The 22,419-nt window shown below is 70.4% G+C and carries 23 protein-coding genes; 9 read left to right on the forward strand and 14 right to left on the reverse strand.

All coding sequences use genetic code 11. The features are described 5' to 3' along the window. Positions 1 to 53: 53 nt before the first annotated feature. Positions 54 to 2,012: a M13 family metallopeptidase gene (locus AC3RX0_RS08650; protein ID WP_491505575.1), complete on the reverse strand. Its 1,959-nt coding sequence runs from the start codon at positions 2,010 to 2,012 to the stop codon at positions 54 to 56. Positions 2,013 to 2,113: 101 nt separating this feature from the next. Here AC3RX0_RS08650 and AC3RX0_RS08655 point away from each other — a divergent pair, with 101 nt between their 5' ends. Beyond that, positions 2,114 to 3,433 carry an MATE family efflux transporter gene (locus AC3RX0_RS08655; RefSeq protein ID WP_491505576.1) on the forward strand — a complete coding sequence of 440 codons (1,320 nt, stop codon included), beginning with the start codon at positions 2,114 to 2,116 and terminating at the stop codon, positions 3,431 to 3,433. A gap of 29 nt (positions 3,434 to 3,462) precedes the next feature. On the opposite strand, the gene AC3RX0_RS08660 is transcribed toward AC3RX0_RS08655, so the two are convergent. Both AC3RX0_RS08660 and AC3RX0_RS08665 read right to left on the reverse strand, forming a co-directional pair. Further along, the gene (locus tag AC3RX0_RS08660; RefSeq protein ID WP_491505577.1) at positions 3,463 to 3,879 is read right to left on the reverse strand and encodes a nitroreductase/quinone reductase family protein; all 417 of its coding nucleotides are present in this window, start codon (positions 3,877 to 3,879) and stop codon (positions 3,463 to 3,465) included. A 10-nt stretch (positions 3,880 to 3,889) separates the two neighbouring features. Beyond that, a complete protein-coding gene (locus AC3RX0_RS08665) occupies positions 3,890 to 4,522 on the reverse strand; it encodes a TrmH family RNA methyltransferase (protein ID WP_491505578.1) in 633 nt (210 codons plus the stop codon). Between the two features lie 196 nt (positions 4,523 to 4,718). Between AC3RX0_RS08665 and AC3RX0_RS08670 the strand changes: the two genes are divergently transcribed. Then, positions 4,719 to 5,897 carry an Nramp family divalent metal transporter gene (locus AC3RX0_RS08670; RefSeq protein ID WP_491506330.1) on the forward strand — a complete coding sequence of 393 codons (1,179 nt, stop codon included), beginning with the start codon at positions 4,719 to 4,721 and terminating at the stop codon, positions 5,895 to 5,897. A gap of 42 nt (positions 5,898 to 5,939) precedes the next feature. Then, positions 5,940 to 6,578, forward strand: a complete 639-nt coding sequence (locus tag AC3RX0_RS08675; protein ID WP_491506331.1) for a metal-dependent transcriptional regulator — start codon at positions 5,940 to 5,942, stop codon at positions 6,576 to 6,578. Positions 6,579 to 6,590: 12 nt separating this feature from the next. Here AC3RX0_RS08675 and AC3RX0_RS08680 read toward each other — a convergent pair whose 3' ends face one another. After that, complete coding sequence (locus AC3RX0_RS08680) at positions 6,591 to 7,613, reverse strand: SDR family NAD(P)-dependent oxidoreductase (protein WP_491505579.1); 1,023 nt, start codon at positions 7,611 to 7,613, stop codon at positions 6,591 to 6,593. Between the two features lie 248 nt (positions 7,614 to 7,861). Here AC3RX0_RS08680 and AC3RX0_RS08685 point away from each other — a divergent pair, with 248 nt between their 5' ends. After that, a complete protein-coding gene (locus AC3RX0_RS08685; protein ID WP_491505580.1) occupies positions 7,862 to 8,635 on the forward strand; it encodes an HAD-IIA family hydrolase in 774 nt (257 codons plus the stop codon). A gap of 73 nt (positions 8,636 to 8,708) precedes the next feature. Further along, positions 8,709 to 8,840, forward strand: coding sequence for a hypothetical protein (locus AC3RX0_RS08690; RefSeq protein ID WP_491505581.1), 132 nt, complete (start codon positions 8,709 to 8,711; stop codon positions 8,838 to 8,840). 53 nt (positions 8,841 to 8,893) lie between these two features. Here AC3RX0_RS08690 and AC3RX0_RS08695 read toward each other — a convergent pair whose 3' ends face one another. The 6 genes from AC3RX0_RS08695 to pyrE form a co-directional block, all read right to left on the reverse strand. After that, entirely contained in the window at positions 8,894 to 9,799 is a 906-nt protein-coding gene (locus AC3RX0_RS08695) for an ROK family protein (RefSeq protein ID WP_491505582.1), read from the reverse strand. Next, positions 9,796 to 10,713, reverse strand: coding sequence for a carbohydrate ABC transporter permease (locus AC3RX0_RS08700; RefSeq protein WP_491505583.1), 918 nt, complete (start codon positions 10,711 to 10,713; stop codon positions 9,796 to 9,798). The genes AC3RX0_RS08695 and AC3RX0_RS08700 overlap by 4 nt, the downstream gene beginning before the upstream one ends. Further along, positions 10,710 to 11,600 carry a carbohydrate ABC transporter permease gene (locus tag AC3RX0_RS08705; RefSeq protein WP_491505584.1) on the reverse strand — a complete coding sequence of 297 codons (891 nt, stop codon included), beginning with the start codon at positions 11,598 to 11,600 and terminating at the stop codon, positions 10,710 to 10,712. The genes AC3RX0_RS08700 and AC3RX0_RS08705 overlap by 4 nt, the downstream gene beginning before the upstream one ends. A 69-nt stretch (positions 11,601 to 11,669) precedes the next feature. Then, positions 11,670 to 12,950, reverse strand: coding sequence for an ABC transporter substrate-binding protein (locus tag AC3RX0_RS08710; protein ID WP_491505585.1), 1,281 nt, complete (start codon positions 12,948 to 12,950; stop codon positions 11,670 to 11,672). 126 nt (positions 12,951 to 13,076) lie between these two features. Beyond that, positions 13,077 to 14,108 carry a LacI family DNA-binding transcriptional regulator gene (locus AC3RX0_RS08715; protein WP_491505586.1) on the reverse strand — a complete coding sequence of 344 codons (1,032 nt, stop codon included), beginning with the start codon at positions 14,106 to 14,108 and terminating at the stop codon, positions 13,077 to 13,079. A 255-nt stretch (positions 14,109 to 14,363) separates the two neighbouring features. After that, entirely contained in the window at positions 14,364 to 14,939 is a 576-nt protein-coding gene (gene pyrE / locus AC3RX0_RS08720) for an orotate phosphoribosyltransferase (protein ID WP_491505587.1), read from the reverse strand. A gap of 198 nt (positions 14,940 to 15,137) precedes the next feature. On the opposite strand from pyrE, the gene AC3RX0_RS08725 reads away from it, so the two are divergent. The 4 genes from AC3RX0_RS08725 (at position 15,138) to AC3RX0_RS08740 (ending at position 19,757) form a co-directional block, all read left to right on the forward strand. After that, on the forward strand, positions 15,138 to 16,682 hold the full coding sequence (locus AC3RX0_RS08725; RefSeq protein WP_491505588.1) for a Re/Si-specific NAD(P)(+) transhydrogenase subunit alpha: 1,545 nt from the start codon (positions 15,138 to 15,140) through the stop codon (positions 16,680 to 16,682). Between the two features lie 65 nt (positions 16,683 to 16,747). Then, entirely contained in the window at positions 16,748 to 18,094 is a 1,347-nt protein-coding gene (gene pntB / locus AC3RX0_RS08730) for a Re/Si-specific NAD(P)(+) transhydrogenase subunit beta (RefSeq protein WP_491506332.1), read from the forward strand. Between the two features lie 223 nt (positions 18,095 to 18,317). Further along, a complete protein-coding gene (locus AC3RX0_RS08735) occupies positions 18,318 to 18,854 on the forward strand; it encodes a YbhB/YbcL family Raf kinase inhibitor-like protein (RefSeq protein ID WP_491505589.1) in 537 nt (178 codons plus the stop codon). Between the two features lie 57 nt (positions 18,855 to 18,911). Continuing rightward, a complete protein-coding gene (locus AC3RX0_RS08740) occupies positions 18,912 to 19,757 on the forward strand; it encodes an exodeoxyribonuclease III (protein ID WP_491505590.1) in 846 nt (281 codons plus the stop codon). A gap of 4 nt (positions 19,758 to 19,761) precedes the next feature. Here the strand turns inward: AC3RX0_RS08740 and AC3RX0_RS08745 are convergent, their stop codons facing one another. The 4 genes from AC3RX0_RS08745 to AC3RX0_RS08760 all read right to left on the reverse strand — a co-directional run bounded on the left by AC3RX0_RS08745 (position 19,762) and on the right by AC3RX0_RS08760 (position 22,263). After that, a complete protein-coding gene (locus tag AC3RX0_RS08745; RefSeq protein ID WP_491505591.1) occupies positions 19,762 to 20,379 on the reverse strand; it encodes a dihydrofolate reductase family protein in 618 nt (205 codons plus the stop codon). Continuing rightward, positions 20,376 to 21,077: a winged helix-turn-helix transcriptional regulator gene (locus AC3RX0_RS08750; protein WP_491505592.1), complete on the reverse strand. Its 702-nt coding sequence runs from the start codon at positions 21,075 to 21,077 to the stop codon at positions 20,376 to 20,378. The genes AC3RX0_RS08745 and AC3RX0_RS08750 overlap by 4 nt, the downstream gene beginning before the upstream one ends. Continuing rightward, positions 21,078 to 21,524 (reverse strand): VOC family protein, encoded by a 447-nt coding sequence (locus tag AC3RX0_RS08755; RefSeq protein ID WP_491505593.1) that lies wholly within the window; start codon positions 21,522 to 21,524, stop codon positions 21,078 to 21,080. 154 nt (positions 21,525 to 21,678) lie between these two features. Next, a complete protein-coding gene (locus AC3RX0_RS08760; RefSeq protein WP_491505594.1) occupies positions 21,679 to 22,263 on the reverse strand; it encodes an NADPH-dependent FMN reductase in 585 nt (194 codons plus the stop codon). Between the last annotated feature and the right edge of the window lie 156 nt (positions 22,264 to 22,419).

Raw genomic sequence — 22,419 nt, forward strand, 5'->3', positions numbered from 1 at the left:
GTATCGGCGGGATGCCTCGGCCGGTCGTCCCGGACGAGGGAAGAGGCGCTTGCTCACCAGATGGTGACGCGCTGTTCCGCCGGCAGCCAGAGCGCGTCGGACTCGGTGACCCCGAACGCGTCGTAGAACGCCTCGACGTTGCGCACGATCTGGTTGCAGCGGAACTCGTTCGGCGAATGCGGGTCGATCGTCAGCAGGCGGATGACCTCGGCATCCCGGCCCTTCTGCCGCCAGACCTGGCCCCAGCTCAGCAGCAGGCGCTGGATGCCGGTGTAGCCGTCGATCTCGGGGGCGTCGCCGTCGGCCAGCGCATACGCCTTGATCGCGATGCCCAGGCCCCCGAGGTCGCCGATGTTCTCGCCGATCGTGAGGGCGCCGTTGACGTGGTGCTCCTCCGACAGGCCTTGCGGCACGAGCGCGTCGTACTGTGCGATCAGGTGCTTGGTGCGATCCTCGAACGCGGCGCGGTCGGCGTCGGTCCACCAGTCCTGCAGCTTGCCGTCGCCGTCGTACCGGCTGCCCTGGTCGTCGAAGCCGTGGCCGATCTCGTGCCCGATGACCGAGCCGATGCCGCCGTAATTGGCCGCGGCGTCGCGGTCGGCGTCGAAGAACGGGTACTGCAGGATCGCCGCCGGGAACACGATCTCGTTCATCAGCGGGTTGTAGTACGCGTTGACCGTCTGCGGCGTCATGAACCACTCGTCGCGGTCGATGGGCTTGCCGATCTTCTCGATCTGACGGTCGTGCTCGAACACGTGCGCGCGGCGCACGTTGCCCACGAGGTCGGCGGCGTCGACCTCGAGCGACGAGTAGTCGCGCCAGGTCACCGGGTAGCCGATCTTCGGTGTGAACGACTCGAGCTTGGCCAGTGCCTTCTCGCGGGTCTCGGGGCTCATCCACGAAAGCTCCGAGATCGACCGGCGGTACGCCTCGATGAGGTTCGCGACCAGCTCGTCCATGGCCTCTTTGGCCGCCGGCGGGAAGTGCCGCTCGACATAGACGCGGCCGACGCCCTCGCCCATCGCCGCTTCGACGATGCCGACGCCGCGCTTCCAGCGCTCACGGTTGACGGGCACCCCGGTCAGCGCGGTGCCGTAGAACGCGAAGTTCGCGTCGACGAACGCGTCGGTCAGGAAAGGGGCGGCCGCGTGGACGACCTTGAAGCGCAGCCAGTCCTTCCAGTCGGCCAGGCGCTCGGCGGTCAGCAGCGTCCCCAGGCCCTCGAAGAAGCTCGGCTGGTACACGACGACCTCGGCGAACGCGTCCTCGTGCCCCGGTGCGACGGCGGCGCGCCACGGGCCGAGGTCGATGCCGGCGAGCTCGACGAACTCGTCCCATGTCTTCAGGTTGTAGGTGGCGACGGCGTCGCGGCTGCGCACATTGTCCCAGTGGTGGCTGGCCACCTCGGTCTCGAGGGCGAAGATCCGGTCGGCGGCGTCGGCCGCGCCCTCGATGCCGGCGAGCTCGAGCATGCCGGCGATGTGCGCGCGGTACTGCTCGCGCACCTGGGCGAAGCCGTCGAGGCGGAAGTAGCTCTCGTCGGGCAGCGTGATGCCGCTCTGGATGAGGAACGGCACGTACCGCTCGGGGTCGCCCGGATCGGGCTCGACGTACAGGTCGACGATGCCGCCCACGCCGTCGCGCTCGAGGCGGCCGACGGCCCCGAGGAACGCGGGGACGGAGTCGATCGCGTCGACGTCGGCGAGCTGATCGGCGATCGGGCCGGCGCCGAGCGCGGCGATGCGCTCGGTGTCCATGAAGCTCGTGTAGAGGTCGCCGATCTTGCGTGCCTCGGTGCCCGGCTCGGCGGTCTGCGACTCTTCGACGATCGCGCGCACGTCGCTCTCTGCCTGCTCGGCGAGGAAGTGGAACGACCCCCAGCGCGCCTTGTCATCGGGGATGTCCGTGGTCTCGATCCATGTGCCGTTCACATGGCGGAACAGATCGTCCTGCGGCCGGATCTCGGCGTTGAACGCCTCGAGCTCGAGGCCCGAGCGGGGGGAATCGGTCATGTCGTCCAGGATATGCCGCGCGACCGCCTCGGGTGCACGCGGTGTATGCCGGAACCCGGTCGTGATGGCATCGTGATCGATGCCGCCCGTAGGCTCGTGGGGTGACCGCCCAGACCCTGAACCGCGACATCCTGCGTCTCGCGGTGCCGGCGCTGGGAGCCCTGATCGCCGAACCGCTGTTCCTCATCGTGGACTCGGCTCTCGTCGGCCATCTCGGCGTGGTGCCGCTGGCGGCCCTGGGGATCGCCTCTGCCGTGCTGCAGACGATCGTCGGGCTCATGATCTTCCTCGCGTATTCGACGACGCCGGCCGTGGCCCGCCGATTCGGCGCCGGCGACCCGTCGCGGGCGGTGTCGGCCGGCATCGACGGCATGTGGCTGGCGCTGGGCCTGGGTGCCGTGCTCGCCCTGGTCGGATACCTGGCGACACCCGTGCTGGTGGCGCTGTTCGGCGCCGGCGCCGAGGTCGCCGCCGACGCGCGCGCCTACCTCGGCATCTCGATGTGGGGCCTGCCGGCGATGCTCATCGTGTTCGCAGCGACAGGGCTTCTGCGCGGTATGCAGGACACCGTCACCCCGCTGTGGATCGCCGGCATCGGCTTCGCCGCGAACGCGGGGCTCAACGCATTCTTCATCTACGGCCTCGGCTGGGGCATCTCCGGTTCGGCCGCCGGCACCGTGGTCGCGCAGTGGGGCATGGTGGCCGCCTACGTCGCGGTGGTGGGCCGCCTCGCCCGCCGGCACCAGGCTTCGCTGCGCCCGCAGCGCGAGGGTGTGCGCAGTTCGGCGCGCTCGGGCGGGTGGCTGTTCCTGCGCACCGTCTCGCTGCGCGTCGCCCTGCTGACGACGGTCGCGGTGGCGACGGCCTTCGGCACGTCGGAGCTGGCCGGCTGGCAGGTCGCGTTCACGATCTTCTCGACCGCCGCCTTCGCCCTCGACGCCCTGGCCATCGCCGCCCAGGCGCTCATCGGCAAGCAGCTCGGGGCGGGCGCGCCATCGAGCGTGCGGCTCGTGCTGCGCCGCACCCTCGCCTGGGGCGCGGGTTTCGGCGTCGTGGTCGGCATGCTGATCGGCGCGCTGTCGGGCTGGATCGGGATGCTGTTCACCGGCGACGCCGCTCTGGCCGCGCTCGTGCAGCCCGCGCTGATCGTGCTCGCGATCGCCCAGCCGGTGTGCGGCGTGGTGTTCGTGCTCGATGGGGTGCTGATGGGCGCCAATGACGCGCGGTACCTGGCGATCGCCGGCGGCCTGAACCTCGTCGTCTACCTGCCCGCGCTCATCGCGCTGTGGCTGTGGCACCCGGGCGGGACGGCCGGGCTGACATGGTTGGCGGCGGCATTCTTCGGCGTGTTCATGCTGGCCCGGCTGTTCACCCTGGGCTGGCGGATCCGCCGCCCCGAGTGGATGCTGCAGCCCGCGTGAGGCCCGCCTGAGACCCGAGCCGGGCGCGCTCAGGCCCGGCGTGTCAGGCGCACCACGGGGATGACGCGCGCCGTGCGCTTCTCGTACTCCAAGAACCCGGGGGCCGCGGCCGTGAACCGGACCCAGGCCTCGTCGCGCTCCGCGCCGGTGAGCACCGTGGCGTGCACTGCGACGGTGCCGTCGTCGGGCGTCTCGATCTCGACGTCGGGGTGGACGACGAGATTGTGGAACCACGCCGGGTTCTCATCCGCCCCCGCCTTCGACGCCGAGATCAGCCATCCGTCGCCGTCGCGCAGGCCCATGACCGGCGAGACGCGCGCCTCGCCCGTGCGGGCGCCGACGTGGTGCAGCAGGACCAGGCGACGACCGAAGTGGGTCACCGTCCCGCCGGTGCGGCGGAACTCCTCGATGACCGGGTCGTTGTAGTGCGCGTACGGATTGCTCATCTGTCTCCTCTCACGCCCAGCGGCGGCACCACTCGTACATGATGACCGCCGCCGCGGCCCCGGCATTGATCGAACGGGTCGAGCCGTACTGGGTGATCTCCACGCGTGCGGATGCCGCGGCCAGCGCTTCCTCCGACAGCCCCGGCCCCTCCTGTCCGAACAGCAGCACGCAGCGCTCCGGCAGCTCGGCGTCGTACAGCGAGCGCGAGCCCGGAGTGTTGTCGACGGCGACGATCGGCAGGGCCGCGGCATCCGCCCACTGCGCGAAGGCCGCGATGTCGTCGTGGTGCACGACGTGCTGGTAGCGATCGGTGACCATGGCTCCGCGACGGTTCCAGCGGCGACGGCCGATGATGTGCACGGTCTCGGCCCCGAACGCGTTGGCGCTGCGCACGATCGAGCCGATGTTCATGTCGTGCTGCCAGTTCTCGATCGCGACGTGGAACGGGTGGCGCAGCGTATCGAGGTCTGCGACGATCGCCTCCATGCTCCAGTAGCGGTACCGGTCGACCACGTTGCGCCGGTCGCCGTGGGTCAGCAGGTCCGGATCGAGGCGCGGGTCGTTCGGCCAGTTCTCCTTGCCGCCCGGCCATGGCCCGACGCCGTAGGCGGGTTCGAGCGCATCGGACTGGTCGGCGATCACTGCTCCAGGCTAGTGCCGCCGCGCAGCGGGCGGCCGGGGCGTCGGGGCTCGAGTCCTCGCACGGGGCGAGGGGATCCAGGTTTCGGTACCCCGAAAACAGGCGTAGAGTTTCGGTGTGCCGAAAACAGGGGTGGTGATCCGCGAGCAGGACGTCGGCGTCCGGGCCGCGGCATCCGCCCCTGGCCGCTGGTCATGGATGCTGGGGCCGGCGCTCGTCGCCGGGGTCGCGTACCTCGACCCGGGCAATGTCGCGAGCAACATGACGGCCGGGGCGCGGTTCGGCTACCTGCTCGTGTGGGTGGTCGTGCTCGGCAACCTCATCGCCTGGCTGGTGCAGTATCTGTCTGCGAAGCTGGGCGTGGTCACCGGGCGGAGCCTGCCCGAGCTGCTCGGCGCGCGGTTCCACCGTCGCGGCACCCGGGTGGCGTACTGGGCGCAGGCCGAGCTCGTCGCGATCGCCACCGACGTCGCCGAGGTGATCGGCGGCGCCGTGGCGCTGCAGCTGCTGTTCGGCCTGCCGCTGGTGGTCGGCGGCGTCATCACGGGGGCGGTCTCACTCGCCCTGCTGGCCGTGCAGCGACGTCCCCGCACGTTCGAGTTCGTCGTGATCGGCCTGGTCGCCGTCATCGCGGTCGGATTCGTCGCCGGGGTCTTCGTCGCCCCGCCCAGCGCGGCCGGGGTCGCGGGAGGACTGGTGCCGCGGTTCGAGGGATCCGGATCCGTGCTGCTGGCGGCATCCATCCTGGGGGCCACGATCATGCCGCACGCCGTGTACGCACACTCGGCCCTCGCCCGAGACCGGTTCGCGCCGAGCACGACCCCGATCCCCCGTCTGCTGCGCGCGACGCGGTGGGACGTGTCGATCGCCATGCTCGTGGCCGGAACCGTGAACGTGTGCATCCTGCTGCTGGCCGCCGCGGCGCTCACCGGAATGAACGGCACCGACACGCTGCAGGGCGCGTACGCCGCGCTGCGCGACGGCATCGGGCCGGCCGTCGCGACCCTGTTCGCCGTGGGGCTGCTGGCCAGCGGACTGGCAAGCACGTCGGTGGGCGCCTACGCCGGCGCCGAGATCATGCACGGCCTGCTGCGCGTGCGCATCCCGCTGATCCTGCGCCGGCTGGTCTCGCTGATCCCGGCGCTGCTGCTGCTGACCCTCGGCACCGACCCCACGCAGGCGCTCGTGCTCAGCCAGGTCGTGCTGTCGTTCGGCATCCCGTTCGCGCTGATCCCCCTGATCGCCCTCACCGCGCGGCGCGAGGTGCTCGGCCGGTATCGCAACCGGGTGCTGACCAGTGCCGCGGGGGTCGCGGCATCCGCCTTCCTCATCGTGCTGAACGGGATGCTGCTGGTGCTGCTGCTCTCGGGCAGCTGAGGGCCGCCCGGCTACCCTGGTGGGGTGCCCGGTCCCGCTCAGCTGCCCAGTCCCGCGGTCGACGACTATCTGAAGACCATCTACCACCACACCGAGTGGCAGGACGCGCGTATCACCCCGTCGCAGCTGGCCGCCGTGCTGGGGCTCGCGCCCTCGAGCGTGACCGAGATGGTGCAGAAGCTGGTCGCGCAGGGACTGGTCGCGCACCGGCCGTACGGCCCCATCGCTCTGACGGACGACGGCGAGCGGCGGGCCGCGGCGATCATCCGCCGGCACCGCCTGGTCGAGACCTGGCTCGTGCGCGAGTTCGGCTACGCGTGGGACGAAGTGCACGACGAGGCCGAAGTGCTCGAGCACGCGCTGAGCGACCGGCTGCTGGGCGGCATCGACGAACGGCTGGGGCACCCCCGGGTCGACCCGCACGGCGATGCCATCCCCGACGCCGACGGGCGGGTGCACCGCGAGCGATTCGTGCTGCTGGGCGACGCCGCGCCCGGGCACCGGGGCAGGGTGCTGCGCGTCAGCGACCGCGACCCCGAGCTGCTGCGCGCGCTCGAGGGTGCGGGGCTGCACATCGGCCGCGCGGTCGAGGTGATCGATCCGCACACCGTGCGCGTGGACGGCGCGGCGCCGGTCGGCATCCCCGACGGCGCCCACGGGGCGGTCTGGCTCACCGCCTGACGGGGGCGGGCGTCAGCGGAACCGGCGGCGCGCCTTCGCGGCCTTCTCGAACGGCCAGCGCACGCGGGTCGAGTTCTCGCAGTAGTCCCAGAGGCGCGCCGCCATCTCGGGGTCGCGGGTGAGCTTGGTGGGCGTCGCCCGGTGCGGCGCGCCGTGCACGATGAACCGCGGGCCCACGAACTCGCCGCCCTCGATGTCGGGATCGACGAGCGCCCGCACGAGACTGTGCGCGCCGTTCTGCTTGGACTGCGAGATCGGTGCCTGCAGGTTGTCGACGAACCTCTTCATGCGCCCGGGCTCGTTGACCCCGCGCACGCCGGGCGAGCGGCCGCTGATCGCGTAGCCGGGGTGGGCGACGATGCTGGATGCCGGGACCCCGGCGCCGCGCAGTCGCCGGTCGGCCTCGAGCCCGAGGGCGGTGGTGGCCACCTTCGACTGCACATAGGCGCGCCATGGCGTGTAGCCCTGCTCGAGCTCGAGGTCGACGGGTTCGGGGGCTCCGAGCGAGGTCGACATGCTGCCGAGCCACACCATCCGGCCGCGGACCACCGCGAGGTTCTGCAGCAGCTCGCCGGCCAGCGAGAAGTGACCGAGCACGTTGGTCGCGAAGACGAGCTCATGCCCGCCGGCGGTGCGCCGCTCCTTGGGCGGGTGCACGATGCCGGCGTTCAGCAGCAGGCCGTGGAGCGGGCCGCGGGCGCGGGCGGTGGCCGCGGCGGCGCGGATCGACCCGAAGTTGCTGGTGTCCAGCAGCAGGGTCTCGATCGTGCCCGGCGCGGGTACGGCCTCGTCGTCGTCGGACGCACGCCGGCCGACCGGCTCGGAGCTGGGCGCGGCATCCATCACCCGACGCTCGATCGCGGCGTGCGCGGCGGCGAGGCGGTTCGGGTGGCGACCGGTCATGATCACGTGGGCGCCGGCGGCGACGAGCTGCTCGGCGGCGAAATATCCCAGGCCGCGCGTGGAACCCGTGATCAGATAACGCCTGCCGCCCAGGTCCGGCAGGCGTCGCGGGTCCCAGCCGTCGCGTGCCACAGTACGAGCCTACGCGTCTCGCGGTTCGGGCATGCGGACCGCCGCCACCGGCGCGCCCGACAGCCCCCCTCGCGGTCGCCGACGGCCGTCGGAGGTGGTGAGTGCCGGGGAGACAGGGGTGGGCGTCGGTTCATCCACGGGGCGGATCGACCGGTCGCATGACGGATCGACCGATGAGCACCGGGCCATGGCTGCCACGGCGTCGAGCGGCGGCCTCGCGCGGACGTCCGGCCCGATACGCTGGCGTCATGCGGACCCGCGCCGATATCGCCTGCTGGCTGACCGACATGGACGGCGTGCTGGTGCACGAGAACCGCCCGATCCCCGGGGCTGCCGAGCTGCTCGCGCAGTGGCGCGACGCCGGCACGCCGTTCCTGGTGCTGACGAACAACCCGATCTTCACGCGCCGCGACCTGGCCGCGCGCCTCGCGCGCTCGGGCCTGGATGTGCCCGAAGAGCGCATCTGGACCTCGGCGCTGGCCACGGCCCAGTTCTTGAAGACGCAGCTGCCGGGCGGATCGGCATTCGTGATCGGCGAGGCGGGCCTGACCACGGCGCTGCACGAGGCCGGCTTCATCATGACCGAGACCCAGCCCGACTACGTCGTGGTCGGCGAGACCCGGCAGTACTCGTTCGAGGCCATCACGCAGGCGATCCGGTTCATCAACGCGGGCGCACGGTTCATCATCACGAACCCCGACGCGACCGGACCCACGCGCGAGGGCGTCGTGCCGGCGACCGGGTCGTTCGCCGCGCTCATCACGAGAGCGACCGGCAAGGAGCCGTACGTGGTCGGCAAGCCGAACCCGATGATGTTCCGCTCGGCGATGAACCAGATCGGCGCGCACTCCGAGAACACCGGCATGATCGGCGACCGGATGGACACCGACGTCATCGCCGGCATCGAGGCGGGGCTGCACACCGTGCTCGTGCTCACCGGCATCAGCGACCGCGCCGAGATCGAGCGCTACCCGTTCCGCCCCGACGAGATCGTCGACTCCGTCGCGGATCTGGTGGGCTGACCGTGGCGAAGATGGATGCCGCGGCCCGGATCGCGAAGATCGTCGCGCACGCGGCATCCGGCACCACGCTCCGATGAACACGGTCGAGCAGACCCTGCTGTTCGCCGCCACGGCGCTCGTGCTCGCGGGCACCCTGGTCGTGTTCGTCGCCCAGTACATCCGCCGCTACGGCAAGAAGCACCGCGACGACGACCGCGACGACTGAACCCGATCCCGGCGGCCGGCCCCGCGCTCGCGGTCGATAGTGGAGCGGACGGGCTACGCGGCCGGGTCGAACACGAGGGCCGCGGCGCCGATCAGCGGGCCGTCGCCCTGCAGGCCGCTGGACACGACCGGGACCGCCGCCGCATACGGCAGCGCGGCCGAGGATCGCAGGGCCGCGCCGACGAGGTCGATGTAGTCGTCCGAAACGCGTGAGAAGCCGCCGCCGATCGCGATCAGCTCGATGTCGACGAGCGCCGCCACGTCGGCCAGCGCCCGGCCGAGCGCGCGGGCGGAGCGCTCGATCGCGGCGCGGGCGACGGCGTCGCCGGATGCCGCGGCCGCGGCGAGCTCTTCGCCGCTGGATCCGCTCCAGCCCTGGCTCTGCGCCCATGCGACGCTGGCGGGGCCGGAGGCCACCTCTTCGAGCGACAGGTCGTCGTCGGAGTGCATCTGGCCGATGTGGCCGGCATTGCCGGTCGCACCGGGGGCCAGGCGCCCGTCGATGACGAACCCGCCGCCGATCCCGGTCGAGACGACGAGCGAGAACGACGAGCGCGCGCCGCTGGCGGCTCCGACCCAGGATTCGGCCAGGGCGAGGCATCCACCGTCGTGCCCCAGGTGCACCGGCACGTCGTGCAGCCCCGCGCGGGCGGCCGCGTCGGCGACGGCGTCTTTCAGGGCCATCCCCCGCACGCCCGGCATGTTCACCGGCGAGATCGTGCCGTGGGAGTGGTCGATCGGCCCGGCGCTGCCGATACCGACGCCGATCACCCGCTCTCTCGTCGCGGCCAGCGTCTCGCGCACGACCTCTTCGACCGCCTGCTGCAGGCGCGCGGACGTGATGTCGGGCCCGGTCGGCCGACGGCGCCGCGAGTCTTCCAGGACGGCGCCCGTGGAGTCGACGAGGCCGGCCTCGATCTTCGTGCCGCCGAGGTCGACGGCGAGGGCCAGGTCGCTCACGACTTGACCGACCCGCTCATCAGGCCCCCGATGAAGTACTTGCCGAGGATGATGTAGACCGCCAGCGTCGGCAGCGACGCGATCAGCGCCCCCGCCATCGACGCACCGTAGTTCGACAGCTGCGCGCCCTGCGACAGGTTCACCAGCGACAGCGACACCGGCCCCTGGTTCGCGTCGGAGAGGAACAGGGCGAACAGATAGTCGTTCCACGCCGATGTGAACTGCCAGATGATCGTCACGACGAACCCGGGCAGCGACAGCGGCAGGATGATGCGCCAGTACGAGCCGAGCATGCCGGCGCCGTCGACGCGCGAGGCCTCCATCAGCTCGTTCGGCACGCCCTCGTAGTAGTTGCGGAAGATCAGCGTGCAGATCGGCAGGCCGTAGATGATGTGCACGATCAGCAGCGTCGCGATGCTGCTGGGCATGCCCAGCGACGTCTTCATCTGCACGAGCGGCACCATGATGGCCTGGTACGGGATGAACATGCCGAACAGGATCAGCGTGAACACGATGTTCGCGTACGGGAACCGCCAGCGGCTGAGCACGAAGCCGTTCATCGACCCGAGCGTGGCCGAGATGAGCGCGGCCGGGATCGCCAGCAGGAACGTGCGACCCAGGGGCGCGGCCAGCGTCTGCCACGCGGTCGACCAGTTGTCGAACCCGGTGACGCCGTCGGGGCCGGCCTCCCAGGGCCAGCGCAGCGGCAGGCCCCAGCTGGTGGCGGCGCTGACGTCGGACGGCGGCTTCAGGCTCGTGACCAGCAGCACGTACACGGGCATCAGCACGATGACCACGAACAGGATGAGCAGCACGTATTTGGCCGTGCGGTTCAGGTGCCGCTTGGTCTTGCTGCCGGTGGGCGTGGGGCCTGCGACGCTCGTGCGCCGTTCGATGCCGGTTGCGACGGTCATCGCCGTCCCTTCCTCTCGGCGCGGGCAGTGTGGACGAGGTACGGCACGATGAAGATGCACACGAGCACCAGCAGGACCGTGGCGATCGCCGACGCCTTGCCGTACTCGCCGCCGGTGAGGGCGACCCACATGTAGGTGGCGGGGACCTCGGTGATGTAGACCGGGCCCGTGATCGCCATGATCAGGTCGAACACCTTCAGCGACATGTGCGCGACGATCACCAGCGCCGACAGGGCGACCGGGCTCAGCTGGGGGAAGATGACGTGGCGGTACAGCTTCCATTCGCTGGCGCCGTCCATGCGCGCAGCTTCGCGCAGTTCTTCGGGGATGCCGCGGAAGCCCGAAAGGAACAGCGCCATGATGTAGCCGGCGAGCTGCCAGATCGCCGGCATCGCCATCGCGGCCATGCCCCAGACCGGCTGGTTGTACCAGTCGTTCTGGAGGCTCCCCAGGCCGATCGAGTCCAGCATCCGGTTCAGGCCCGAGGCGCGGTCGCCCTGGGCGGAGCTGAGCAGCCAGCGCCACACGACACCGGAGGCGACGAACGAGACCGCCATGGGGAAGAGGTAGATGGATCGGAAGCCGCCCTCGGCGGTGACGCCCTTGTCCAGCATCCACGCCCACAGGAACCCGAAGACCATCGTGCCGACCATGAAGACCACGGTGAACACGGCGAGGTTGGCCAGCGAGTGCAGGAAGCGCGGCTCGGTGAGCAGGTCGCCGAAGTTCTGCAGGCCCACGAACTGCGACGCTGACAGGGCGGAGTCCTTCGTCATCGCGGTGGAGAAGTTCACGCCGATCAGGACGTAGACGAAGATGCCGAGCAGCACGATGGTCGGCGAGATGAGCAGCAGCGGCGGCCCCCAGTTGCGGATGCCCTTGCGCATCGAGATCCTCCTTGACGCGGAAGACCCGCGCGGGGCGACGGATGCCGCCGCCCCGCGCGGGGTCGGATGTTACTTGCCGAGACCCTTGGTCTGCGCCTGGACCAGCGCGTCCTGCAGGGTCTTGCCGTCCTTCGTCGACACGTACTGGCCGATGGCCGAGGTGATGTCGTTCAGCCACGAGATCTTGACGGCGGCGCCGTGCGCGAGCGAGCTGACCACGGTGTCCTTGGCGAACGAGGCCATCGCACCCTGCTGGTAGGCGGGGTAGTCGCTGGCGACCGCGTCGGTGCGCGCCGGGATCGAGCCCTTCGCCAGGTTGAACGCCTTCTGCCCGTCGGCCGAGCTGATCGTCTTCAGCCACGACTTGGCGGCATCGGCGTGCGGCGCGCCCACCGGCAGCGTGAAGGAGTCGGCGAGGAAGTCGAACTCACCGTCGGTGCCCGGCGTCGGCCAGGTGGTGTACTCCTTGTCGTACGTCTTGCCCTTGGCGTCGAACTCGGCCAGCGCCCAGTCCCCCATCACGTTGTAGGCGGCGGTGCCGTCGATGACCATGTCGGTCGCGACGGGCCAGTCCTGGCCGGTGCCGTCGGTGTTCGCATAGGCGAGCAGCTTGCTGTAGTAGTCGATCGCCGTCGTGACCTCAGGCGAGTCGAACTTCGTCGACCCGTCCCACAGGCCCTGGTAGCCGTCCGCGCCGAGCACCGACAGCAGCACGTTCTCGAACAGCTGCACCTGGGTCCAGTCGGTGGCCACCGAGAGCGGGGTCTGCACGCCCGAGTCCTTGAGCTTCTTCATGTCGCCGAGCCAGGCGTCCAGGTCGGCGGGCGCCTTGGTCGGGTCGATGCCGGCCTTCTTGAGCAGGTCGGTGTTCACCCACGTGACGTTCGCGCGGTGGATGTTGCTGGGCACCGAGTAGATCTTGCCGTCCAGAGTCAGTCGGTCCAGCAGCGTCTTCGGGAAGACGTCGGTCAGGCCGTTGTCCTTGTAGAACGACGTGAGGTCCTCGAGTTTGCCGGCCTCGACGTAATCGGTCAGCTCGGCACCGGCGTGCGCCTGGAACGAGTCCGGCGGGTTGTTGGCCTTCAAGCGCGAGGCCAGGGCGTTCTTCGCGTTCGAGCCCGCACCGCCGGCGACGGCGGCGTTGACGAACTTGACCTTCGGGAACTGCTCGTCGAAGACCTTGACCAGCGCGTCCAGGCCCGTCTTCTCCGAACCGGATGCCCACCAGGTGAACACCTCGACCTGGTTGGGGTCGCCGCCCTTGTCGCCCGCGTTCGAGCTGCCGGCGCACCCGGCGAGGGCGAGCCCTGCCACGGCCAGACCGGCGATCGCTGCGAGTGCTTTCCGCATGTGATCCTCCATTGGATGTCGTCAGCCCGCGTTACGCCGGCCCGTCCACTTCATTCGATGTCTGACATCGAATCTGAAAACGTTGCCAAGCGCAAGCCGCCGCCTGGCGGCCGCCGGACCTGTGACCTAATCGTGACGCGGCGGCTGCTCGCCCGAGCCGCGCTCGACCAGGCGGGTGCCCAGCGTGATCCGTTGCGTGGGCCCGGTGCGGCCGGCGATGCGGCTGAACAGCAGATCGGCGGCGGCCCGCCCGATCGCCGCCGGATCCTGCACCACCGTCGTGGTGGGCGGATCCATCAGCACGGCCAGGTCGAAGTCGTCGAAGCCCACGAGCGCCAGGCGGGTCCTCAGCAGCCGCTGCGCGGCCAGGATCGCGCGGGTCGTCCGGCCGTTCGTGGAGAAGACCGCCGTGGGCGGGTCGGGCAGGCGCGACAGCTCCATCAGCGCCTCGGTGCAGGCGTCCACGTCGTCGTCCAGGTTGACCACGAGCGCCGGGTCGGGCGTCAGTCCGAGCTCGCGCAGCGCGCTGTAGTACCCCGCCTCGCGCCGCACCGAGGTGTACCGCCCCGAGACGTGGGCGAAGCACGCGATGCGCCGGTGGCCCGCGGCGTACAGGTGCCGCACCGCGCCGGCCGATCCGCCCTCGTTGTCGACGACCACGAGGTCGGCCTCGAACCCGTCGGGCGGCTGGTCGGCGAACACGATGGGCGTGCCCGTGCGCCGCTCCTCTTCGAGGAATCCCAGGTCGGAGCCCTGCGGCGCCACCAGGATCAGCCCGTCGAGGCGGCGTTGCAGCAGTCGCCGGATGACCCGCTCGCCCTCGGCCGGGTCGTCGGTGACGGATGCCACGAGCACGAGCTGGTCGCGCGCGCGGGCGCGCTCCTCGACGCCGCCGATGAGGGCCGAGAAGAACGGGTCGGAGATGTTCGTGACGACCATGCCGATCGTCGCCGACGTGCCGGTGCGCAGCGTGTGGGCGAAGTCGTTGCGGCTGAAGTTCAGATCGCGCACGGCCCGTTCGACGGCGCGCACCTTCGTCGGGGCGACGCCGCCCTTTCCCGACACGACCCGTGACACGGTCGACAGTCCGACACCGGCGCGGGCCGCGACATCCTTCATCGTCGCACGGCGCGGTGCGCTCGTCGGTTCGTCTGCCATGGCGGTCCGATCTCGCTGCTTTTCGGCAACGTTACCAAACCGTCGGGCCCCCATCCTGCGTCTGCAGGCTGCGCTTGCCCGATCCATAGGGATTGGGCGAGTCCATGCCCCCTAGGGTGTTGATTCGCCCAATCCCTATGGATTGGGCGCTGTCAGCGGAGAAGACGGGCCGTCAGGATGCCGGGACTCATTCGGTTCGGGATGCCGAGACTCATTCGGTTCGGGATGCCGGGACTCGGACGTGGCCGGGTCAGCTCACTGCGGCGCCAGGCCCAGGTCGTCGAGGTCGATCGCGGCGAGCCACTGCAGCCCCTCGGCCTCGACGGCCGCCTGCGCGCCGGTCTTGCGGTCGACGATCACCGCGACCGCGACCACCTCGGCGCCCTCGCGGCGCAGCGCCTCGACCGCCTTCAGCGCCGACTGCCCCGTGGTCGAGGTATCTTCGACGACGACGACCCGCTTGCCCGCGACGTCCGCGCCCTCGACCTGGCGGCCGCGACCGTGGTCCTTGGGCTCCTTGCGCACGACGAACGCGTCGAGGGGCCTCCCCGCGTGCACCGATTCGTGCATCACGGCGTTCGCGATCGGGTCGGCGCCCAGGGTCAGTCCGCCGACGGCCACGACGTCGAGGTCGCCGATCAGGTCGAGGATGAGCCGGCCGATCGCCGGGGCCGCTCGGTGGTCGAGCGTGAGCTTGCGCATGTCGACGTAATACGTCGCCTTCTTGCCACTGGAGAGCGTGAAATCGCCGTGGAATACGGCCTCGGCGGTGATCAGCCCGATGAGGGCCTGGCGGTCGGCTTCGAGCGCGGACGTGGAGGCGACGGTCATGCCTCAAAGTCTACGGGCGGCCTGCCCGCTCCAGAGATGCCGCTTGCCAATCGCGAAGATCCGCCGGTTCTTTCCGTCGTGATCGCCGCAAAGATCCCGATGACCTCTCGGACCGGCCCCTATAGTCGGTCTCAGATGTCCGCGGCGATGCGTCGTCCGCGGCCGATACCCGATCCCGACCGATCACGGAGCACACCTATGCGCATCGGCATCGTCGCTGAAGACCCCGGCGAGAATCGCGTCGCCGCGACCCCCGTCACCGTCGCCAAGATCCGAAAGCTCGGCTACGACGTGGCCGTCGAAGAAGGGGCGGGTGCGGCATCCTCGTTCCCCGACTCCGCGTTCGCCGACGCCGGCGCGCACATCGTGCAGAAGCAGGATGCCTGGGCCGCCGACATCGTGCTGAAGGTCGCCGCCCCCACCGACGGTGAGATCGCACTGCTGCACCAGGGCTCCGTGCTCGCGGCGCTGCTGAGCCCGGCTCTGAGCCCCGAACTGCTCGACAAGCTCGCGGCGCGTGGTGTCACGGCGCTCGCACTGGACGCGGTGCCCCGCATCTCGCGCGCACAGTCGATGGACGTGCTCAGCTCGATGGCGAACATCGCCGGCTACCGGGCGATCGTCGAGGCCGCGCACGAGTTCGGCCGGTTCTTCACCGGTCAGGTGACGGCGGCCGGAAAGGTGCCGCCCGCGAAGGTGCTCGTCGCCGGCGCCGGCGTCGCGGGCCTCGCCGCGATCGGCGCGGCCTCGAGCCTGGGCGCGATCGTGCGCGCCACCGACCCACGGCCCGAGGTCGCCGACCAGGTGCAGTCGATCGGGGGCACCTATCTGCCGGTCGACGTCGAGGTCGAGCAGTCCACCGACGGGTATGCGAAGGCGACGAGCGAGGCGTACGACAGGCGCGCCGCCGAGATCTACTCCGAGCAGGCGCGCGAGGTCGACATCATCGTCACAACCGCGCAGATCCCCGGCCGCGCCGCCCCGCGCTTGATCACGGCGGCGGATGTCGCGAGCATGAAGCCGGGCAGCGTGATCGTCGACATGGCCGCCGCCAGTGGCGGCAACGTCGAGGGATCGGTGGCCGGACAGCGCATCGTCACCGAGAACGGCGTCATCGTCCTCGGCTATGCCGACCTCGCCGGGCGCCTGCCCGCGCAGGCCTCGCAGCTGTACGGTACGAACCTCGTCAACCTGCTGACCCTGCTGACGCCCGAGAAGGACGGCGTGCTGGCGATCGACGACGACGACACCGTCCAGCGCGCGGTGACCGTCACCCGCGACGGCGCCGTGACCTGGCCGCCCCCGCCCGTGCAGGTGTCTGCGGCGCCGACGAAACACGATGCGCAGGCCGCGGCATCCACCCCCGTGAAGCCCGTGAAGCAGCCGATGTCCAAGACCAAGCGCACCGGTCTGATCGCCGCCGGCCTTGCCGCCCTCTTCCTGATCTGCGTGTTCTCACCGCCCCCGCTGCCGCAGCACTTCCTCGTGCTGACCCTGGCGGTCGTCGTCGGCTTCTACGTGATCGGCAACGTCACGCACGCGCTGCACACTCCGCTCATGAGCGTCACGAACGCGATCAGCGGCATCATCATCGTCGGCGCCATGGTGCAGCTGACGGTGCCGCACCTCGGGGTGCAGATCCTGGCCGCCGGCGCTGTTCTGCTGGCGAGCATCAACGTGTTCGGCGGCTTCTCGGTGACACGCCGAATGCTGTCGATGTTCGTGAAGGGGGCCGACCGGTGACCGCCGAGGCCCTCGCCGGCGCCGTCGCCGGAGCCGCGTACATCGTCGCGGCACTGCTGTTCATCATGAGCCTCGCCGGCCTCAGCCGGCACGAGCGCGCCCGCGGCGGCGTCGTGTACGGCATGGTCGGCATGGCCATCGCGCTGATCACGACCGTCTGGCTGATGGTGGCGGACGCCTGGGGCCAGCCCGCCGCGATGCTCGGGCTCATCCTGCTGGTGATCGCCGTCGTCATCGGCGCGGCGATCGGGCTGTGGCGGGCGCGCACCATCCCGATGACCGGGATGCCGGAGCTCATCGCCCTGTTCCACTCGTTCGTCGGCGCGGCCGCCGTGCTCGTCGGCTGGAACGGCGCGCTGTACACCGAGGGCATCCCCCCGAGCCTCGAGGGCATCCACCACGCCGAGGTGTTCATCGGCGTGTTCATCGGCGCGGTGACCCTGACCGGGTCGGTCGTGGCGTTCCTGAAGCTCTCGGCGCGCATGTCGTCGCGGCCGCTCATGCTGCCCGGCAAGAACATCCTGAACGTCGGCGCACTGGTCCTGTTCGTCGTGCTCACGGTCTGGTACGTCATCACGCCCGAGCTGTGGCTGCTGATCGTCGTCACGGCGCTCGCGCTGGCGCTGGGCTGGCACCTGGTCGCCTCGATCGGCGGCGGCGACATGCCGGTCGTGATCTCGATGCTCAACAGCTACTCGGGATGGGCGGCTGCCGCGGCCGGCTTCCTGCTGAACAACGATCTGCTCATCGTGACGGGCGCGCTGGTGGGATCCTCCGGTGCGTACCTGTCATACATCATGTGCAAGGCGATGAACCGCTCGTTCATCTCCGTCATCGCCGGCGGGTTCGGCATCGAGGCCCCCGCGAAGGAGGGCGAAGAAGTCCAGGGAGAGGCCAAGGAGACGGATGCCGCAGCCGTCGCGGATCTCTTGGGATCGGCATCCAGCGTCGTCATCACCCCCGGCTACGGCATGGCCGTCGCGCAGGCGCAGTCGGCCGTCGCTGACCTGACCCGCAAGCTGCGCGAGCGCGGCGTCGACGTGCGCTTCGGCATCCACCCGGTCGCCGGGCGCCTGCCGGGTCACATGAACGTGCTGCTGGCCGAGGCCAAGGTGCCGTACGACATCGTCCTGGAGATGGACGAGATCAACGACGACCTCGCCTCGACCGACGTCGTGCTGGTGATCGGCGCGAACGACACCGTGAACCCCGCCGCCGCCGAGGACCCGGGCTCGCCGATCGCCGGGATGCCGGTGCTGCGGGTGTGGGAGGCGCACAGCGTCGTGGTGTTCAAGCGGTCGATGGCGTCGGGGTACGCGGGGGTCGCGAACCCGCTGTTCTACCGCGAGAACGCCCGGATGCTGTTCGGCGACGCGAAGGAGCGGGTGCAGGACATCCTCGCCGCACTGTGAGGTCCGCGTCCCGGCCGGTGGGCCGCGTCGTAGCAGAGCAGAGCAGCCCACTCCATAGGGATTGGGCGAATCCACACACTATGGGCTGTGGACTCGCCCAATCCCTATGGATTCGGGGGCGCGCTGTGGAATCGAGGGCGCTGTGTGCTCGAGGGGACGGGGCGCGACGCGCGGCCGCCGCCGCGAGTAGCGTGGGGCTCGGACGGCGATGAAGGAGGACGGGATGTTCGAGTACGACCCGTATGAGGAACTGGCCCGGTTGAAGACGTTCCCGACGATGACGCTCACGAGCGCCGACTTCGAGGACGGGCAGCCGCTGCCCAAGGACTGCTGGGGGTCGGGCGTCGGTGGCGCGGACCGTTCGCCGCAGCTGAGCTGGTCGGGGGCGCCCGCGGGCACGCGCAGCTTCGCGGTGTCGTGCTTCGATCCCGATGCGCCGACCGGATCGGGGTACTGGCACTGGGCCGTCTATGACATCGACCCGTCGGTCGCCTCGCTCGCCGCCGACGCCGGCAACGGGGCGGCGGGATCGCTGCCGGGCGGCGCCGTGACGCTGCCGAACGAGGCGCGCAGCGAGCGCTACATCGGCGCGGCGCCGCCGGCGACGACCGGAACGCACCGCTATTTCTTCGTGGTCGACGCGCTCGACGTCTCGCACCTCGACATCGCACCCGGGTCGACGCCGGCCGTGCTGGGCTTCAACCGGCACTTCCACTCGCTCGGTCGCGGCATCCTGATCGGCACCGCCTCGAGCGACTGACGAGCGGCGGTCTCGGGGCGGACGGGGGTGTCGGCGGGTCGCAATAGGCTGGATGCCATGCGCCTGGCCACCTGGAACGTCAACTCGATCCGCGCCCGCGTCCTTCGCACCGTCGAGTTCGCGGTGCGCGAGCACGTCGACGTGCTGGCGATGCAGGAGATCAAGTGCAAGCCCGAGCAGTTCCCGTACGAGCCGTTCGAAGAGGCCGGCTACGAGGTCCACGCGCACGGACTCAACCAGTGGAACGGCGTGGCGATCGCGAGCCGTCTGCCGGTCGAGGACGTGCAGCTGTCGTTCCCGGGGATGCCGGGGTTCGCCAAGGGACTGGAGGGCCCCGATCAGCCGCTCGAGGCCCGCGCGATGAGCGCCCTGATCGACGGCGTGCGGGTCTGGAGCCTGTATGTGCCCAACGGCCGCGGCCTCGACGATCCGCACTACCACTACAAGCTCGACTGGCTCGCGGCCCTCACCGCGCACACGAAGAGCGAACTGGCGCGCGACCCGCGCCTGCCGATGGCGCTCGTGGGCGACTACAACATCGCCCCCACCGACGCCGACAACGGCGATCCCACCGTCGTGGAGGGTGTGTCGACGCACGTCTCGCCCGGCGAGCGCGCGGCGTTCCGCGCGCTCGAAGAGGCGGGCCTGGCCGATGTCGTGCGCCCGCTGGTGCCGACCGGCTTCACGTACTGGGACTACAAGCAGCTGCGCTTCCCCCGCAACGAGGGCATGCGCATCGACTTCATCCTGGGGTCGCCCGCGCTCGCCGACGCCGTGGCCGGGGCATCCATCCACCGCAACGAGCGCAAGGGCGAGATCCCGAGCGACCACGTGCCGGTCGTCGTCGACCTCGATCTGCAGGGCGCCGCGGACGACGACGACGTCCCGATGATCTTCGGCTGACGCCTCAAGTCATGTCGCCGGTGGTGGGCTCACCCGCCGGGGCATAGCGCAGCTGCACCGCGCCGACCTCGGTGGGCGCGGGCGGTGCGACCATCCGCAGCCTTGCCGGCACAGCGCCGTCGGGGAACACCTTCTTGCCCTGTCCGAGCACAATCGGGTACACCCACAGCACGAGCTCGTCGTACAGCTGCCGGTCCAGCAGCGTGTGCGCGAAGTCGATGCTGCCGATCACGTGCACGCTGTCGTGCCGTTCGCGCAGCGCCGCGATCTCGGCCTCGAGGTCGGGGCCCAGCAGCGTGCTGCCCTGCCAGTCCAGCGATGGGTTGCCGCGCGAGGCGACGTACTTCGGCACCGCGTCGAACAGTTGCCCGATCGGCCCTTCCGGGCCGTCGGTGTGGTGCGGCCAATAGGCGGCGAAGATGTCGTACGTGCGCCGGCCGAGCAGCAGCGCATCCAGCTCCTGCATCCCCGCGTCGACCTGGCGGCCGACGCCCTCGTCCATGAGCGGTGCCTGCCAGCCGCCCCACGGAAAGCCCCCGCTCGGGTCCTCCTCGGGCCCGCCGGGCGCCTGCGCGACGCCGTCGAGGGTGGTGAACAGATCGATGACGATGCGTCCAGTCATGCGATGCTCCTTTCGTCGTCCGCATCGGGTGCGATGCGGAACGCCTGCACGAACCGATCGAGCAGTTGCGGATCCCCGGCCGTGACGGCGACGTCTCCGGCGTCGAGGGCGGCCGCGGCATCCTTCTGCCCGGTCAGCAGGTGGCGGATGCCGCTGCCCGCCGCGATCGTGATGTCGGCGTCACCCGCCGGCAGGGTGCCGCCCACGGGCGGCGCGGGGGGCGCGATCCGCGTGATCGCGAGCCGCGCGCGGTCGACCTGCACACGCAGCACGATCTCGCCCAGATGCAGCTCGGCATCCAGCGGCCCGTCCGCTGCGTTCGGGCGGAACGCCGCCCGCAGCGCGATCGTGAGGGCGTCGGGCGTGTAGGCGTCGGCGGTCCCGGGCTCGCCGAGCGTGCGCAGCCCCCACCGGGCCAGGGCCAGCACGATCGGCTCGAGCTCACGACCGTACTCGGTCAGCTCGTACACGAGCCCACAGCGCAGGACCGGCACCCGACGCACGACCCCGCCGGCCTGCAGCTCTTTGAGCCGGGCCGACAGGATGTTCGTGGGGATGCGCGGCAGGCCGGCCTTGAGGTCCGTGTACCGGCGCGGGCCGACGAGCAGGTCGCGCACGATGAGCAGCGCCCACCGCTCTCCGATCAGCTCGACGGCCGCGGCCACGCCGCCGTACTGCCCGTAGGTGCGTGCCGCCACTTACGCGGCGCCCTGCCCCTGCTCGGCCATGTACGCCTCGGGGCCCTTCTCGACGGCCTCGGGCACCATGTACAGGAATCCGAGCGAGTTGCCGTCGGGATCGTCGAGGTCGCGGCTGTACATGAAGCCGAGGTCCTGTGCCGGGCGCGGCTCGGTGCCGCCGGCCGCCAGGCCCGCCTCGATCAGGCGGTCGACGTCTTCGCGGGAATCGCAGCTGAAGGCGGTCGAGACCGCCATGGCGCTCGCCGGATCGCCGATGGGCTTGTCGGTGAACGTCGCGAAGAACTCGCGCGTGAGCACCATGAAGTAGATGTTGTCGCCCCACACGATGCACGCGGCGTTGTCGTCGGTGAACTGCGGGTTGATCGACGTGCCCAGCGCCAGATAGAACGCCTTGCTGCGCTCGAGGTCGCTCGTGGGCAGGTTCACGAAGATGTTGGTGGCCATCTCGGCTCCGATCCAGCGTGGTTGGTTGTCCTCGACAAGCATGCTTGCAAATAACAAGCACGTCAATACCCCGGGACGGACGACGAAGGGCCGGGGAGCGATCCCCGGCCCTTCGTCGCAGCGATGGATGCCTCATCCACCGCTCGCGGTGATGTCACGCCGCGACGGCGGCGTCCTTCGCCTCGACGTCGACGTAGCGGTCGATCAGCGCGGTGAACGCCTCGAGGTACGCGCGCAGGAAGTCGGCCGTGCCCTCGTTCGAGACCTCGCCGTTCTGGCCGAACAGGCCGGGCGTGGCCTGGATGTAGCCTTCCGGCTGACCCAGGGTCGGAGCGTTGTAGTGGCTCAGGATCGCCTTCAGGTGCTGCTGCGCGGCGGCGGTCGAGATCGCCCCGCCCGAGGTGCCGATCACGGCGGTCGGCTTGCCGTCGAACGACGCCTGGCCCCACGGACGCGCGGCCCAGTCCAGCGCGTTCTTGAGCACACCCGGGATCGACCGGCTGTACTCGGGGGTGACGATGATGACGCCGTCGACCTCGGCGATCGCCTGCTTGTAGTCGCGCGCGACCTGAGGGTAGTCGACGTCGTGGTCGGGCGAGTAGAACGGCAGGTCCTTGATCTCGATCTCGACGAGCTCGACGTTCGTCGGCGCGAGAGCGGCGAGCGCGTTCGCGAGGCGACGGTTCAGGGACGTGCTGGAGATGCTGCCGACGATGTAGCCGATCGTGTACTGGGTCACGGTGTTGATCCTTCTGTGTCTCGCGAAGCGGACGGGGATGGACCGCTTCCAGGTCAGTTCAACACACCATCCTGAGATGTATTCCAACGCATTGAAACGCGGGGATACCGAGCGCAGCGCGAAGGCATCGGATCGCGCGACTCCCCGCACGGCGGA

The sequence above is a fragment of the Microbacterium sp. W1-4-2 genome (assembly GCF_058349885.2).